Annotated in this window: 7 protein-coding genes; 2 read left to right on the top strand and 5 right to left on the bottom strand. The window is 69.0% G+C overall.

The annotated features are described in order from the left end of the window. Positions 1-36: 36 nt before the first annotated feature. The gene (pulA, locus tag ACFV9W_RS30810) at positions 37-5,394 is read right to left on the bottom strand and encodes a pullulanase-type alpha-1,6-glucosidase (protein WP_385767403.1); all 5,358 of its coding nucleotides are present in this window, start codon (positions 5,392-5,394) and stop codon (positions 37-39) included. Between the two features lie 218 nt (positions 5,395-5,612). Between pulA and ACFV9W_RS30805 the strand changes: the two genes are divergently transcribed. Further along, a complete protein-coding gene (locus ACFV9W_RS30805; protein WP_385767400.1) occupies positions 5,613-7,046 on the top strand; it encodes an alpha-amylase family protein in 1,434 nt (477 codons plus the stop codon). Positions 7,047-7,103: 57 nt separating this feature from the next. Here ACFV9W_RS30805 and ACFV9W_RS30800 read toward each other — a convergent pair whose 3' ends face one another. From ACFV9W_RS30800 to ACFV9W_RS30785, 4 genes are all read right to left on the bottom strand, one after another. Then, positions 7,104-8,765 (bottom strand): glycoside hydrolase family 13 protein, encoded by a 1,662-nt coding sequence (locus ACFV9W_RS30800; RefSeq protein ID WP_385767397.1) that lies wholly within the window; start codon positions 8,763-8,765, stop codon positions 7,104-7,106. A gap of 24 nt (positions 8,766-8,789) precedes the next feature. Next, a complete protein-coding gene (locus tag ACFV9W_RS30795) occupies positions 8,790-9,704 on the bottom strand; it encodes a sugar ABC transporter permease (RefSeq protein WP_385767394.1) in 915 nt (304 codons plus the stop codon). Between the two features lie 19 nt (positions 9,705-9,723). After that, complete coding sequence (locus ACFV9W_RS30790; protein WP_385767391.1) at positions 9,724-10,716, bottom strand: carbohydrate ABC transporter permease; 993 nt, start codon at positions 10,714-10,716, stop codon at positions 9,724-9,726. A gap of 104 nt (positions 10,717-10,820) precedes the next feature. Next, the gene (locus ACFV9W_RS30785; RefSeq protein WP_385767388.1) at positions 10,821-12,092 is read right to left on the bottom strand and encodes an extracellular solute-binding protein; all 1,272 of its coding nucleotides are present in this window, start codon (positions 12,090-12,092) and stop codon (positions 10,821-10,823) included. 274 nt (positions 12,093-12,366) lie between these two features. Between ACFV9W_RS30785 and ACFV9W_RS30780 the strand changes: the two genes are divergently transcribed. Further along, positions 12,367-13,452, top strand: coding sequence for a LacI family DNA-binding transcriptional regulator (locus ACFV9W_RS30780; RefSeq protein WP_385767385.1), 1,086 nt, complete (start codon positions 12,367-12,369; stop codon positions 13,450-13,452). Positions 13,453-14,008: the final 556 nt, after the last annotated feature.

Here is a 14,008-nt window from a genome sequence, read left to right as displayed (position 1 = left end):
AGCTGCCGGAGGTTTCGGTGGCTCACCAGAAATGGATCAGCGGGTGAACACCGCCACGGTGCGGGCAGGCACCTCGAACGTGCCCGAACCCTTGCTGTACGCGGCCGACTTCACGGCGTCGTCCGCGCCGCGAGCCTGCACCGGGTGCAGCCGGTAGTCCGCCCCTGCCGCGTCGGTGACCTTCTGCTTCTGCCGCTCCGGAGTGGCGTTGAACACGATCACGAGGTCGCCGAGCCGCATCGTGATGACGCCCGGTGTCTCGTCCTTGCCGGAGAGCGGGAAGGAGAGCTGCTTCTGGACCTCCGCGGACGTCGACAGCCGGAAGACCGGTTCGGTCGTGCGGATCTTCAGCAGGTCCTGGTACGCGGCCGATGTGCCCTCGATGTCCTGGCAGCCCGGCGCCTTCACCGAGGCCAACAGGGGCTTCGCGTAGGGCCACTTGTCCTTGTTGTCGGCGGCCATCGGCAGTCCGCGGCCGAAGCCGTTGCCCGCGCGGCAGTCCCAGTGGATCGCGTTGAACCAGTCGCCGCTGTCGTACGAGTTCCGGTCGAGGGACTTCGAGCGCAGCAGGTCGGTGCCCGCCTGTGAGAGCGCCGGGCCCTGGGAGAGGGCGGCCGTGGCCATCGCGAGGACCTGCATGCGGGAGCGGTCGGCCGTGCTCGTCAACGCGGGCAGCTTGTACGTCAGCGTGTCGTACAGGGACTCGTTGTCGTGCGCGTCGGCGTAGGCGAGGGCGTCTCCGGGGGCGTCCGCGTAGCCGGCGGGGGCGCCGTTGTAGTCGACGTCGGAGCCCTTCACCTTCTCCCCCGCCGTGCCGGTGAACTCGTACGCCGCGAGGTTCCCCGACAGGCCCACCTTGATGAGGTCCTGGTAGTGCAGGAGCCGGGCCTTCTGCTCGGCCGATGTGCCGTTCGCCTTCGAGGAGTTGGGGTCGGTGTAGAGGCCGGACGCGAAGCCCTGCACGCCCGGGTCCTCGTCGAACGGCGAGCCGCCGCGGACCGCGTCCCGGGCCCGGTCGGAGAACGTGGCGATGCCGGTGCCCGCCATGTTCTTCTGCGTGGCCTGCTCGAAGCGGGCGTCGTCGGCGATCTCGCCGAAGTTCCAGCCCTCGCCGTAGAGGATGATCTTCTTTCCGTCGACGCCGTCCTTCTCCATGGTCAGGGCGTCGAGGGCCTTGCGCACGGCCAGGATGTTGGCCTTCGGGTGGTGTCCCATGAGGTCGAAGCGGAAGCCGTCGACCTTGTACTCGCGGGCCCAGGTCACGATGGAGTCGACGATCAGCTTGCCCATCATCGTGTTCTCGGGTGCGGTGTTGGAGCAGCAGGTGGAGTTCGCCACCGAGCCGTCGGCCATGAGCCGCTGGTAGTAGCCGGGCACCACCCGGTCGAGGACGGAGGTCTTGTCCTGGCCTGCGGCGGCCGTGTGGTTGTAGACGACGTCCATGACGACCCGCAGGCCGTCCTCGTTCAGCGACTTGACCATGTCGCGGAACTCGACGGTGCGCTTCGTGCCGTCGGGGTCGCTCGCGTACGAGCCCTCGGGGACCGTGTAGTGGTACGGGTCGTAGCCCCAGTTGTAGGCGTCCTTGCCGGCCGCCTTGCCGACGCACTCCTGCTGCTCTTCGCTGTCGGGGCCCATCGCCTTCAAGTCGCAGTCAGGCGCTGCCTGTTCGGACTTCTTCTCGGGGATCGTCGCGATGTCGAAGGCCGGAAGGAGGTGCACGTACGAGGTGCCGGACTTGGCGAGTTCCCGCAGGTGCTTCGAGCCGTCGGTGTCCTTGTCGCCGAAGGCGTTGTACGTGCCGCGGTCCTTCGCGGGTGTCGTGCTGTCCTCGACGGAGAAGTCCCGGACGTGGAGCTCCTGGATCTGTGCGTCCTTCATGGGGACGGCCTTCGGCTTGATCAGGCCGGTCCAGCCCTTCGGGGCGAGAGACTTGTCACCGAGATCGACGACGAGGCTGCGCTCCGAGTTCGCGGTGAGCGCCACGGAGTACGGGTCGGTGACCTTGTTCGTGACGAGCTTCTGGACGCTGGGCGCCCACACCTTCACGGCGTACCGGTACTCCTCGCCGCGCCAGGCGGACGCACTGCCGGTCACGGACCACACACCGCTCTTGTCGTCCCGGCGCATGGCCACCGGCTTCCCGCCGAGTTCCAAGGACACCTCGCGGGCGGTCGGCGCCCACACCGACAGCGTCACCTTGCCGTTCTTGAAGACCGGTCCGAGGGAGGCCTTCTGTGCGGCGTCCGCGTACGTGTCGTCGAGGACGCCCGCCGTCTGCACGCCGGTCGCCGCGAGCAGCGCCCCGTTCGCCGCCCGCTGCGTGGCGATCACCTGGCCGCGCAGCGCTTCGCGCACCCGGTCGCGGTCGCGCGGGTCGACGGTGAACGCCGGATGGTCCTTGAGGTGCGGGAACTTGGTCTTCTGCGCGTCGGTCAGGTCTCCGGGGTTCAGCCGGAGCCACCGTCCCTCGTCGGTCAGCGCCCCGTCCTTCACACCGATGCCGCCCTCCGGCGCGTACACCAGTTGCTGGCTGGTGGCGGCGGTGGCCTTCACCTTCCAGACGACGGTGTCGGCGTCGATCCACTGCGCCTCGGCCTTCGCGAGGTCGAGTTCCGCGCCCGAACCTACCGACGGGAGGAGGTAGTTGGTGTCTCCGGAGTTGAGCCACACCTCCTTGCCGTAGGTGGCGAAGTCGAGCGAGCGGTCCGTGGCGATGTCCTTCTCGTCGCCCTTGTGGAGGATGTAGCTCAGCGAGGTCGCGCCGTCTGCCAGGGGCACCTCGAAGGTCAGCCCGTACGCGTCCTTGCCGGTGGGTTGCAGCGGCTTCGACCAGTCGGTCGGGTTCGCGGCGCCGGTCCAGGTGTGCAGGCCCCAGCCGTCGTAGTCGCCGTCGGGGCGGTGCACGTGGATGACGGCCTTCTTCGCGTCCTGCGGCGGGTAGGCGCCGTCGGGCCGGCTCGCGGACTGTTCGTCCTTGCCCTGCTCGATCCAGACCTCGCCGGTCTTCCCGAGGTCGACGGTGCGCTGCGGCCCGTCGGCCGTGCCGGACTTGTCGATCGTGTACGACACCGAGCCCGCACCGTCGGGGACCTTCACCCAGGCGAACGCGCCGTAGGCGTCCCGGCCGACGAACTCAGCAGTAGTGTCACCGGACTTCAGGCGCACGTCGTCGTAGTCGCCGTCGGCCCGCTTGTAGTGGACGACGGCGTAGTCGCGGTCGACGGCCGTCGGCTTCTCGGGCGTGGGCGGCTGCCCCCCCGTCGTGTCGGCGAGGGCGCTCGCGGCGCGTCCGGCGCGGTCCACCACAACTGCCTTGTACCGCAGGGGTGTTCCGGCCGACACCGTGTCGGATATGTGCTGCGTGATCTTGTACGGGGCGTGGTCGACGGAGCCGAGCGTGCGCCACTTGCCGTCGCCGGTCTGGGCGGCGAAGACGACACGGGCCGAGGCGGTGTCGCCGGGGTCGGCGGAGAGGGTGACCGTGCCGGTGGCTCCGGCGGCCGGGGCCTTCAGGGACAGCGTGGGCTTCGCGGCCGGTGCGGGGAGCTTTGACTCGGCGCGCAGGACGAGCGAGGACAGGGCGGGCACGGTGACCTTCACGCGGCCGCCGGACGCCGACTCGACACCGGAACCGCCTGAACCGCCTGAACCGCCTGAACCGCCTGAACCGCCTGAACCGCCGTACAGCGTGCGGAACCTGGCCGACTCCACCGGCAGCTCGACCGTCTTCGCCTCGCTCGCGTTGTTCACGGCGACGACGTGCTCGCGGTCGTCGCCGGTGCGCGAGAACGCGTACACGGAGTCCTTCGCGTACAGCTCCTTCTGGGCGCCGTCGGCGAGCGCCGGGTTGTCCTTGCGGAGCTTCGACAGCGCGGCGATGGACTTGAACAGCGGGTGCCCGGTGTCGTACGCGGCGTCGGCGTGCGTGCGGTCGGTGCCCAGCTCGTCGTTGTCGAGGTAGTCGGCGACCTTCGAGCCGAACATCGTCTGCCGGGAGTCCTTGTCGCCGCCCGCGCCGGTGAAGCCCTGTTCGTCGCCGTAGTAGACGACGGGGTTGCCGCGCGAGAGGAACATCAGCTCGTTGGCGAGCCGGTCGCGCTTCACCAGTTCCGCGTCCGAGGCCTTCGGGTTGTCGGCCTTCAGGAACGTGCCGATGCGGCCCATGTCGTGGTTGCCGAGGAAGGTGACCTGCTCGTACGCGTTCGCCTTGTCGGAGGCGTACTTGTAGTCGTCGGCGAAGACCTTGGCGAGCTTGTCGGCGGAGGCGCCCTGCGAGGCGTAGGCGCGGGCCGCGTCCTGGAACGGGAAGTCGAGCGTCGCGTCGAGGCGGCCCTGCGTGACGTACGGGGAGGTGACGTCGGTGTCGGCCGAGTAGACCTCGCCGAACATGAAGAAGTCCTTGCGGCCGTGCGCGGCGGCGTACTTGTCGAGCGCCGTCGCCCACTGGGTCCAGAAGTCCATGTCCACGTGCTTGGCGGTGTCGATGCGGAAGCCGTCGACGTCGAAGTCCCGCACCCACTTCTCGTAGATCTTCTCCATGCCGGAGACGACCTCGGGGCGTTCGGTCCACAGGTCGTCGAGGCCGGAGAAGTCGCCGTAGGTGGTGGACTCGCCCTCCCAGGTCGAGTCGCCCCGGTTGTGGTACATCGTCGGGTCGTTGAGCCACGACGGGACCATTTCGCCGGTGTTCTTCGGCGTGTACGGGAAGGAGTCGGCGTCGACCTTCTTCATCGACGTGGCGTCGTCGAAGGGGCGGCCCTTGGTGTCGAGGTACGGGTAGGCGCCCTTGGGGCGGTAGCCGTACTTCTTCTCCGTGTAGTCGACCGTGTCGGCGGTGTGGTTGGTGATGACGTCGAAGAAGACCTTCATGCCCTTGCCGTGGGCCTTGGAGATCAGGTTCTTGAGGTCGGCGTTGCTGCCGAAGTGCGGGTCGACCTGCGTGAAGTCGGTGATCCAGTAGCCGTGGTAGCCGGCCGAGGCGTCCTTGCCCGCGCCCTGCACGGGCTTGTTCTTGAAGATCGGGGCGAGCCAGATGGCGGTCGTCCCGAGGTCCTTGATGTAGTCGAGGCGGTTCGTCAGGCCCTTGAGGTCGCCGCCCTGGTAGAAGCCCTTGTCCGTGGGGTCGTGGCCGGTCGCGAGGCGTGAACCGGTCAGGCCGCCCTTGTCGTTGCCGGTGTCGCCGTTCGCGAAGCGGTCCGGGAGCACGAAGTAGTACTGCTCGCGGGTGAGGTCGTGGCGGGCCGGCTCGGCCGCCAGTTTCGCGTCGGAGGGCGGGGGCGGCGGCTCGGCGGCTCGGGCCGCGAGCGGCTGGGCGAGCGTCACGAGGAGCGCGGCGGCCGCGGTGTACGCGGCGGCGCGTCTGTGCGGTACGCGAATCGGACTGCGGCTCACGTCGGGAACTCCTCGCGGGATGCGGTGTGTTGGGGCGGACCGGCCGCGCGCGTGGGGAGGTCGGGGCCGGTCCGCCGCGTGACGGTAACGCCTGCCGGAACACGACTGCAAGAGTTGCGAAAGATGTAGCAAGAATTTTCAACTGCCCATTGACGGGACGCACTCGCCTGCCCCACGCTCACGACGCGCCACCAGAACCCCACATTCAGGAGCCGCACATGCAGCACGGCACATCCCCCACGCCCAGAAGCCCTCGCAGGCGCCGCCGCACCGCCACCGCGATGGCCGTCGGCGCCCTCACCCTCGGCGGCATGGCATCGCTTCCCGCCCCGACCGCGACGGCCGCCGACACCGGCACACCCAACGGTGATGTCATCGCCAACCTCTGGCAGTGGAACTGGGCGTCGGTCGCCAAGGAGTGCACCGACACCCTCGACCCGGCGGGCTACGGCGCCGTCCAGGTCGCTCCGCCCCAGGAGTCCCTCAAGCAGGGCGATTACTACTGGTGGGACGTCTACCAGCCGTACTCGTACAAGCTCGACAGCCGTTTCGGCAGCGCGGGCGACTTCAAGTCCATGGTGGACACCTGCCATTCGGCGGGCATCGAGGTCTACACCGACGCCGTCATCAACCACACGTCGGCCCAGCCCGGGACCGGCTACGCGGGCACCACCATTTCCAACAAGTACGACACCCCGGACTACGACCCGGCGGACAGCGACGACTGCACGAAGACCATCTCCAACTGGTCGGACCAGCACGAGGTCCAGCACTGCGAGCTGCTCGGCCTGCCCGACCTCGACACCTCCGAGTCCGGCGTCCGCGAGAAGATCGTCGGGTTCCTCAACAAGCAGATCGACCTGGGCGTCGACGGCTTCCGTGTCGACGCCGCGAAGCACATGGAGACCGGCGACCTCAAGGCGATCGTGGGCGCGCTGCACACCACCACGTCGGGCGACGCCCCGTACATCACGCAGGAGGTGTATCCGGGCACACCACCGGCCACGGGCGACTACTACGGCAACGGTGACGTCCTCGACTTCACGTACGCGTCCGCCATGAAGTCGCAGTTCAGCGGCGGTGACATCGCCAACCTGGCGTCCTTCGGCAGCAGTTGGGGCCTGGCCGAGGAGGCGAACTCGAACACCTTCGTCACCAACCACGACACCGAGCGCAACGGCGACACCCTCAGCTACAAGGACGGCGCGACCGCCACCCTCGCCAACGTCTTCCAGCTGGCGCGCGGCTACGGCCGCCCCTCGGTCTACGCGGCCTGGAAGTTCGACCAGAGCGACCAGGCGCCGCCGAACGACGGCAGCGGGATCGTCACCGGCACCGACTGCTCGGGCGCCTGGTCCTGTCTGGACCGGGACACCGCGATCACCGGGATGGTGGGCTGGCACAACGCGGCGGCCGGCAAGGCGGTGACGGACTGGCAGTCGCCCGGCTCGAACGTGATCGGCTTCGGCCGCGGCGACGTCGGCTTCGTCGCCATCAACAACTCGTCGTCCGCCAGCACGCACACGTACACGACGAGCGTGCCCGACGGCACGTACGACAACGTCGTCGGTGAGGGCTCGGTGACCGTCTCCGGCGGCAAGGCGGAGCTCACGGTGCCGGCGAAGGGTGCGGTGGCCTTCCACACCGCTTAACCCGTAAGCCGGAGGGGCGGCACCCGCGCGGGTGCCGCCCCTTCACGCTGCCCGGGGTCAGGCGGTCGCCCACCACACCGTAGTGTCGGCCGGCAGGTCGACGTGCGGGCCGTCCAGCGCCACCGGGGCGGAGGAGAGCAGTACGTCACCCGGCGCCGCGATGCGTACCGCCGCGCCCGTCGTGTTGACCGTGCAGGCGAAGCCGGGGCGCTCGAAGTGGAGCACGCCGCGCGGGGCCTCGCCGTGCCACTTCACACCGTCGCCGGCGCCGAGGCCCGGCGTGGTGCGGCGCAGCGCGAGCGCCGAGCGGTACATCTCCAGGGTGGAGTCCGGGTCGCCGGTCTGCGCCTCAACGCTCAGCTCGCCCCAGGTGTCGGGCTGCGGAAGCCAGCTGCCGCCCTCGCCGAAGCCGTACGAGGAGCCGGTGCGGGTCCACGGGATCGGCACCCGGCAGCCGTCGCGGAAGCCGTCCTGGCCCTCGGCGCGGAAGTACGAGGGGTCCTGGCGCACCTCGTCGGGCAGGTCGGTGACGTCGGGGAGGCCCAGTTCCTCGCCCTGGTAGAGGTACGCCGAGCCGGGCAGGGCGAGCATCAGGAGGGTGGCGGCGCGGGCGCGGCGCAGGCCGAGTTCGCGGTCGCCGGGGGTGCGGATCTGGGTGCCGCCGGGCGGGTTGGCGTAGCGGGTGGCGTGCCGGGTGACGTCGTGGTTGGACAGCACCCAGGTGGCGGGGGCGCCGACCGGGCGCATCGCGTCCAGGGAGCTGTCGATGATGTCGCGCAGGCCCTCGGCATCCCAAGGGGCGCCCAGGTACTGGAAGTTGAAGGCCTGGTGCAGCTCGTCGGGGCGGACGTAGTTCGCGGTGCGCTCGACCGTCGGCGTCCAGGCTTCGGCGACAAAAATGCGCTCGCCGTCGTACTCGTCGAGGATCGTGCGCCACGAGCGGTAGATCTCGTGCACGCCGTCCTGGTCGAAGAACGGCATCACGTCGTTGCCGAGGAGCTTCAGCTGGTCGTGGCCGCCGATGTCCGGCAGGCCCGCCGCCTTGACCAGGCCGTGCGCGACGTCGACGCGGAAGCCGTCGACGCCCATGTCCAGCCAGAAGCGCAGGATGGAGCGGAACTCGTCGGCGACCGCCGGGTGTTCCCAGTTGAGGTCGGGCTGCTCGGGGGCGAAGAGGTGGAGGTACCACTCGCCGTCGGGGAGCCGGGTCCAGGCGGGGCCGCCGAAGATGGACTCCCAGTCGTTGGGCGGGAGTTCGCCGCTGTCGCCCTTGCCGGGACGGAAGTGGTAGCGGTCCCGCAGCGGGGAGCCGGGGCCGTCCGCGACCGCGCGCTTGAACCACTCGTGCTGGTCGGAGGAGTGGTTGGGCACCAGGTCGACGATGATGCGCAGGTCGAGGGCGTGCGCGTCGCGGATCACCGCGTCGGCGTCGAGCAGCGTGCCGTACATAGGGTCGACGGCCCGGTAGTCGGCGACGTCGTAGCCGCCGTCGGCCTGCGGCGAGGCGTAGAACGGGGACAGCCACACCGCGTCGACGCCCAACTCGCGCAAGTGCGGCAGGCGTCGGCGGATGCCTTCGAGGTCACCGGTGCCGTCGCCGTCGCTGTCCGCGAAGCTGCGCGGATAGACCTGGTAGATGACCGCGTCCCGCCACCAGTCGGTGGTCTCGCGGGTCGTGGTGGCGGCCGCCACCGGCTGGTCCGTGGAGTGCTGACTCATGATGTCCTTGCTGCGTAGCCGGGTTCAGCCCTTGGTTCCGCCGGCGGTCAGGCCGGTGACCAGGTGCTTCTGGACAAGGTAGAAGAAAGCGGTCACCGGGATGGCGATCAACACCGCGGTCGCGGCCATCAGGTTCCACTGCGCGTCGTGTTCGCTGACGAAGCTCGACAGGCCGATCGCGAAGGTGTACTTGGTGTCGCTGAGCATGAAGGTGTTGGCGAAGGCGACCTCGGCGAACGCCGTGATGAAGGCGTAGAACGCGGCGACCGCGATGCCCGGCTTCGCGAGCGGCAGGATGAGCCGCCAGAACGTGCCGAAGGGGCTGAGCCCGTCGATCCGGCCCGCCTCGTCGATGTCGGCGGGGATGGTGTCGAAGTAGCCCTTCAGGAGCCAGGTGCAGTACGGCACGATCGTCGTGCAGTTGATGAGGATGAGGCCCTGGTAGGTGTCGATCAGGCCGAGTTCCGAGAAGATCTCGTAGATCGGCACGATGAGGACGGCGATCGGGAAGGCCTGCGTGAGCAGCAGCACCCACATCAGCGAGCGGTAGCCGGGGAAACGCATGCGGGAGACCGCGTACCCGGTGGTCGCCGCGAACAGCACGCCGACGAGGGTGGTGCCGAGCGCCACGATCAGCGTCGACGCCGCCCAGTGGAAGAACTGGGTGTGCTCCAGGACGTACGCGTAGTTGTCGAGAGTCGCCTTGCCCGCGATCTCCCCCGGGTGCAGATAGTCGTCCTTGTCGGGGCCGAGCGACAGATAGGTCAGCCAGACGACGGGGAACAGCGCGATGAGGCTCGCCACGGCGAGGACACCGTGCGTGAGGGCCTTGGCGAGCGGGCCGCGCTCGCCGCGCCCGCGGACGCGGCGCTTGTCGGCGGGAGCGGTCCCGGTCACTGAACGCTGCGTGGGGACCCGCGACTCGGTGGTCGTAGTCATGATGGTGGCTCCTGCTGCGTCAGACGGCGAGCTGCTCATTGCGCTTCAACCAGCGGTAGTAGAAGGACGTGAAGACGGTGAGGATCGACAGGAGCAGCACGCCGTACGCGGCGGACTGCGCGAAGTCGCGCGGCTGCTGCCCGAAGCCGAGCCGGTAGGCCCAGGTCACGAGGATCTGCGCGTCCGGTGCCGTGTTGCCGAAGAGCAGGAAGATGATCGCGAACTGGTTGAACGTCCAGATGATGCCGAGCAGCACGACGGTCGAGCTGACCGACCTCAGCCCCGGCAGGGTGATGTGCCGGAAGCGCTGCCAGGAGTTCGCGCCGTCCATCTCCGCGGCCTCGTACAGGGACGCGTCGATGGACTGGAGGCCGCCGAGCAGCGAGATCATCATGAACGGGACACCGCACCACGTGTTGACGAGGATCGCGGCGATCCGCTGGAAGGTGGGATCCTCCAGCCAGCTCGGCTCGGGCAGATGCAGTGTGCCGAGGACGACGTTGATGATCCCGGAGTCGGCGAGCATGATGCGCCAGGCGAAGACCGTGACGAACGTCGGGACCGCCCACGGCAGGATCAGCAGGAGCCGGTAGAAGGTGCGTCCGCGCAGCTTCTCGTTGAGGAGCAGCGCCAGGCCGAGCCCGATGCAGTAGTGCAGGGCGACACAGACCGCCGTCCACACGATCGTCCACACGAAGTGCGACCAGAAGCGGTCGTAGGCGGACGGGCCCCACAGGATGTCGGCGTAGTTGTCGAGGCCGATGAACTTGTAGGTGGCCTCGATCTGGTTGACGCCGATGGTGCGGGCCGAGTTGAGGCTGTTGGCGTCGGTGAGCGTCAGGTAGAAGCCGCGCACCAGGGGGTAGACGACGAGGACACCGAGGACGACGACGACCGGAGCGATCATCGCGTACGCGTACCAGTACGTGCGGTACGAGTCCTTCAGGCGCCGGAGCGGGCCCGGTCGCGGCGCGGGCTTCTTCGCGTCCGGACGGTCGACGGCAAGGGTCATGCGGAGCACCTTCTGAATCGGGCCGGTTCGACGACCGGCCCTCGGACAGGTCTTTGCCGGTTCGCGCCCTCCCCTCCGGGGCGCGAACCGGCGGTCTTACCGGGTCACTTGGAGAAGCCGGGCAGCAGCTTGGCGAACGAGGTCTCCAGGCCGCTCACGCCCTGGTCCAGGGACTCCTTGCCGGTGGCGACCTTCGGGAGTTCCTGGTCCATCGGCGTCCACAGCGAGCTGTACTCGGGCAGCTCGGGGCGCGGCCGTGCCGAGGTGAGCACCTTCTGGTAGCCGGCGATGCCCGGGTCGGCGGTGACCTTGTCGGTGTACGCGTCCTCGCGGGTGGGCAGCGTCGAGTTCTTCAGGGCGATCTGCTCCTGCGTCTTCGCCGACGTCATCCACTTCACGAACTTGAGCGAGGCCTCCTGGTGGGCCTTGTCCGAGCCCGCGTACACGGACAGGTTGTGGCCGCCCGTCGGGGCGCCGGGCTTGCCGCCGGAGCCGGCCGGGACGGTGGCGATGCCCAGGTTCTTCTTGTCCTTGAAGGCCGAACCCTTGTAGAAGTTCGTGATCTCCCACGGGCCCTGGATGGTCGAGGCGACCTTGCCGTTCACGAACGCGTCCTGGATGTGCGCGTACGCGTCCGCCGTGGCGTCGGCCTTGTGCAGGCCCTTGCCGTCGAACAGGCCCTTCCAGGCGGTGAGGCCCTTCTTGGCCTCGGCGGAGCCGATGGTGATCTTCTTGCCCTCGGCGTCGACGGTGTCGGTGTTCTCGCCGAACAGGAACGGCTGGGCGTAGTAGCCGGCCGTGGAGCCCCAGAAGCCGTCGGCGCCGGTCTTGTCCTTGACCTTGGCCGCGTCCTTCTTCAGCTGGTCCCAGGTGGTGGGCGCCTCGGTGATGCCGGCCTTCTTGAACAGGGCCTTGTTGTAGACGAAGGCGAGGGTGTCGGTGACCAGCGGGACGCCGTACGTCTTGCCGTCGAACTGGGCCTGCTTGACGAGGGACGCCTGGAACTTGTCCTTGTCGGCGAGCGCCTCGGTGCCGTCGAGCGGCAGCAGGTAGCTCTTCTTGGCGAACGCCGGCGTCCAGCCGACCTCGGCGCGCAGCACGTCGGGGGCGCCGCTCGCGCCGGCCGCCGTGTCGAACTTGTTCTGCGCCTGGTCGAAGGGCACGTTGACGTACTTGACCTTGATGTCGGGGTTGGCCTTGGTGAAGTCCTTGGCCAACGCCCGGTACGTGGGCGCCTCATTGGTGCCGTTCGACGTGTCCCACCAGGTGATGGTGACCGGGCCCGCCTTGTCACCGCTGTCGTCACTTCCGCCGCAGGCCGTCGCCGCGAGTGCGAGGGACGCCACCACCGCGGTGGCCGCTATGCCACGCCGCATGAGAACTCCTAGAGGGTTGGGCCCGACTGGGCGACGTGAACGTAACAGCGCCGCAAGCCCGAGGAAAGACTTTGCTGAAAAATTTTGCAGGGACGGCCGGAGGTTACGGGTTCGTGACCTCCAAGTTCCGGCACTTGGCGGGTGGTTATCGCCTGTTACATGGGCTTATGTGGTGCTGCAAGGGTCTGCAAGCTCTTGCCACGGGGCGCCGTCACAGGGATCATCGGGACTCCTGCCCCGGCTCCCCCAGCTCTTGGCCCCCACAAGGAGTGCGATGACCCAGCTGCCCGCCCAGGCCGCCCGCAAGGCGGCCCCGGCCGCGCCCGCGACCGCGCGTCTCGCCGACATCGCGGCGCAGGCGGGGGTGAGCGAGGCGACGGTGAGCCGGGTCCTCAACAGCAAGCCGGGCGTCGCCGCGGCCACCCGCCAGTCCGTCCTCGCCGCGCTCGACGTGCTGGGCTACGAACGGCCGGTGCGGCTGCGCCGGCGCAGCGAGGGGCTCGTCGGCCTGATCACGCCGGAGCTGGAGAACCCGATCTTCCCGGCGCTGGCCCAGGTCATCGGCCAGGCACTGACCCGCCAGGGCTACACACCGGTGCTCGCGACGCAGACCCCCGGCGGCTCGACGGAGGACGAGCTGACGGAGATGCTCGTCGACCGGGGTGTCACCGGCATCATCTACGTGTCGGGGCTGCACGCCGACACCACCGCGGACATGCGGCGCTACGAGCAACTGCGGGCGCAGGGTGTGCCGTTCGTGCTCGTGGACGGCTTCTCGCCGCAGGTGCGGGCGCCGTTCATCTCGCCGGACGACCGGGCGGCCATGCAACTGGCGGTCACCCACCTCGGCTCGCTGGGCCACTCGCGGATCGGCCTGGCGCTCGGGCCGAAGCGGTTCGTGCCGGTGCAGCGGAAGATCGAGGGCTTCGTGCGGGCGATGCGGGACCGGTTCGAGCTCACCTCGGAGGACATCGAGCGGGATCTCGTCCAGCACTCCCTGTACACGCTGGAGGGCGGGCAGGCCGCGGCCGCCGACCTGATGGACCGGGGCTGCACGGCGATCGTGTGCGCGAGCGACATGATGGCGCTCGGCGCGATCCGGGCGGCCCGGCAGCGGGGCCTCGAGGTGCCGGACGACATCTCGGTGGTCGGGTTCGACGACTCCCCGCTCATCGCGTTCACGGACCCGCCGCTGACGACCATCCGCAAGCCGGTGCAGGCGATGGGCCAGGCCGCGGTCCGCACGGTCCTCGAGGAGATCGGCGGAACTCCCGCGCCGCACACGGAGTTCGTGTTCATGCCGGAACTGGTCGTGCGCGGTTCGACGGCGTCGGGCCCGGGCGTCATCGCGCGGCGATAACCCCGCCGATGCGCTGAACGCCGCGCCTCCCCGCTCCGTATCCAGCACTGAGCCCGGGGCGCACCGGGCTGTTACGGGGGCCGTGCGGGAGGTACGGATGGCACGCAGAGCGCACCGCTGATCACGGGTGGCGCGGCCGACCGAAGGCGCCGCGCCCGTTTCGATCTCTTCTCCTGGTTCACCGAGCGAACTCTGCTTTCTTTTTCCCCGTGCAAGGAGTGCCGCTTCCCCCTGCCCGAAAACGGCGGGAAAACGGCCCGCAGGACATTCCCCAATACACTTACGGCATTTGTGTCGGACGCTCCGATTCCCCGTTGACATGCCCGAATTCGCATGCCAAAGCTTGCTCCAGCACAGCGATTCCGGAATTCGCACAACTCCGATGATCCGGAAGGGGGGAACACCATGAAGAAGATTTCTGTCCGCAAGGCAGGGCCCATCCGCCTGACCACTGCCTGCTACTACCTCTGCGGCGACGCCGCCTGATATCGCGCCTCCCCGGCCGGGGGGGGGGGGGCGGGCGGGGGGGGGCCCCCCCCCCCCCCCCAACACGCAA

The organism is Streptomyces sp. NPDC059897 (genome assembly GCF_042730865.1).
Classification (GTDB): domain Bacteria; phylum Actinomycetota; class Actinomycetes; order Streptomycetales; family Streptomycetaceae; genus Streptomyces.
The sequence above is the reverse complement of the archived record's forward strand: the minus strand, read 5'-3'. Positions and strand labels throughout refer to the sequence as shown.

Coding starts and splice junctions, on each gene's coding strand:
- ACFV9W_RS30805 (WP_385767400.1), top strand. CDS start 5,613: ATGCAGCACGGCACATCCCCCACGCCCAGAAGCCCTCGCAGGCGCCGC.
- ACFV9W_RS30800 (WP_385767397.1), bottom strand. CDS start 8,765: ATGAGTCAGCACTCCACGGACCAGCCGGTGGCGGCCGCCACCACGACC.
- ACFV9W_RS30795 (WP_385767394.1), bottom strand. CDS start 9,704: ATGACTACGACCACCGAGTCGCGGGTCCCCACGCAGCGTTCAGTGACC.
- ACFV9W_RS30790 (WP_385767391.1), bottom strand. CDS start 10,716: ATGACCCTTGCCGTCGACCGTCCGGACGCGAAGAAGCCCGCGCCGCGA.
- ACFV9W_RS30785 (WP_385767388.1), bottom strand. CDS start 12,092: ATGCGGCGTGGCATAGCGGCCACCGCGGTGGTGGCGTCCCTCGCACTC.
- ACFV9W_RS30780 (WP_385767385.1), top strand. CDS start 12,367: ATGACCCAGCTGCCCGCCCAGGCCGCCCGCAAGGCGGCCCCGGCCGCG.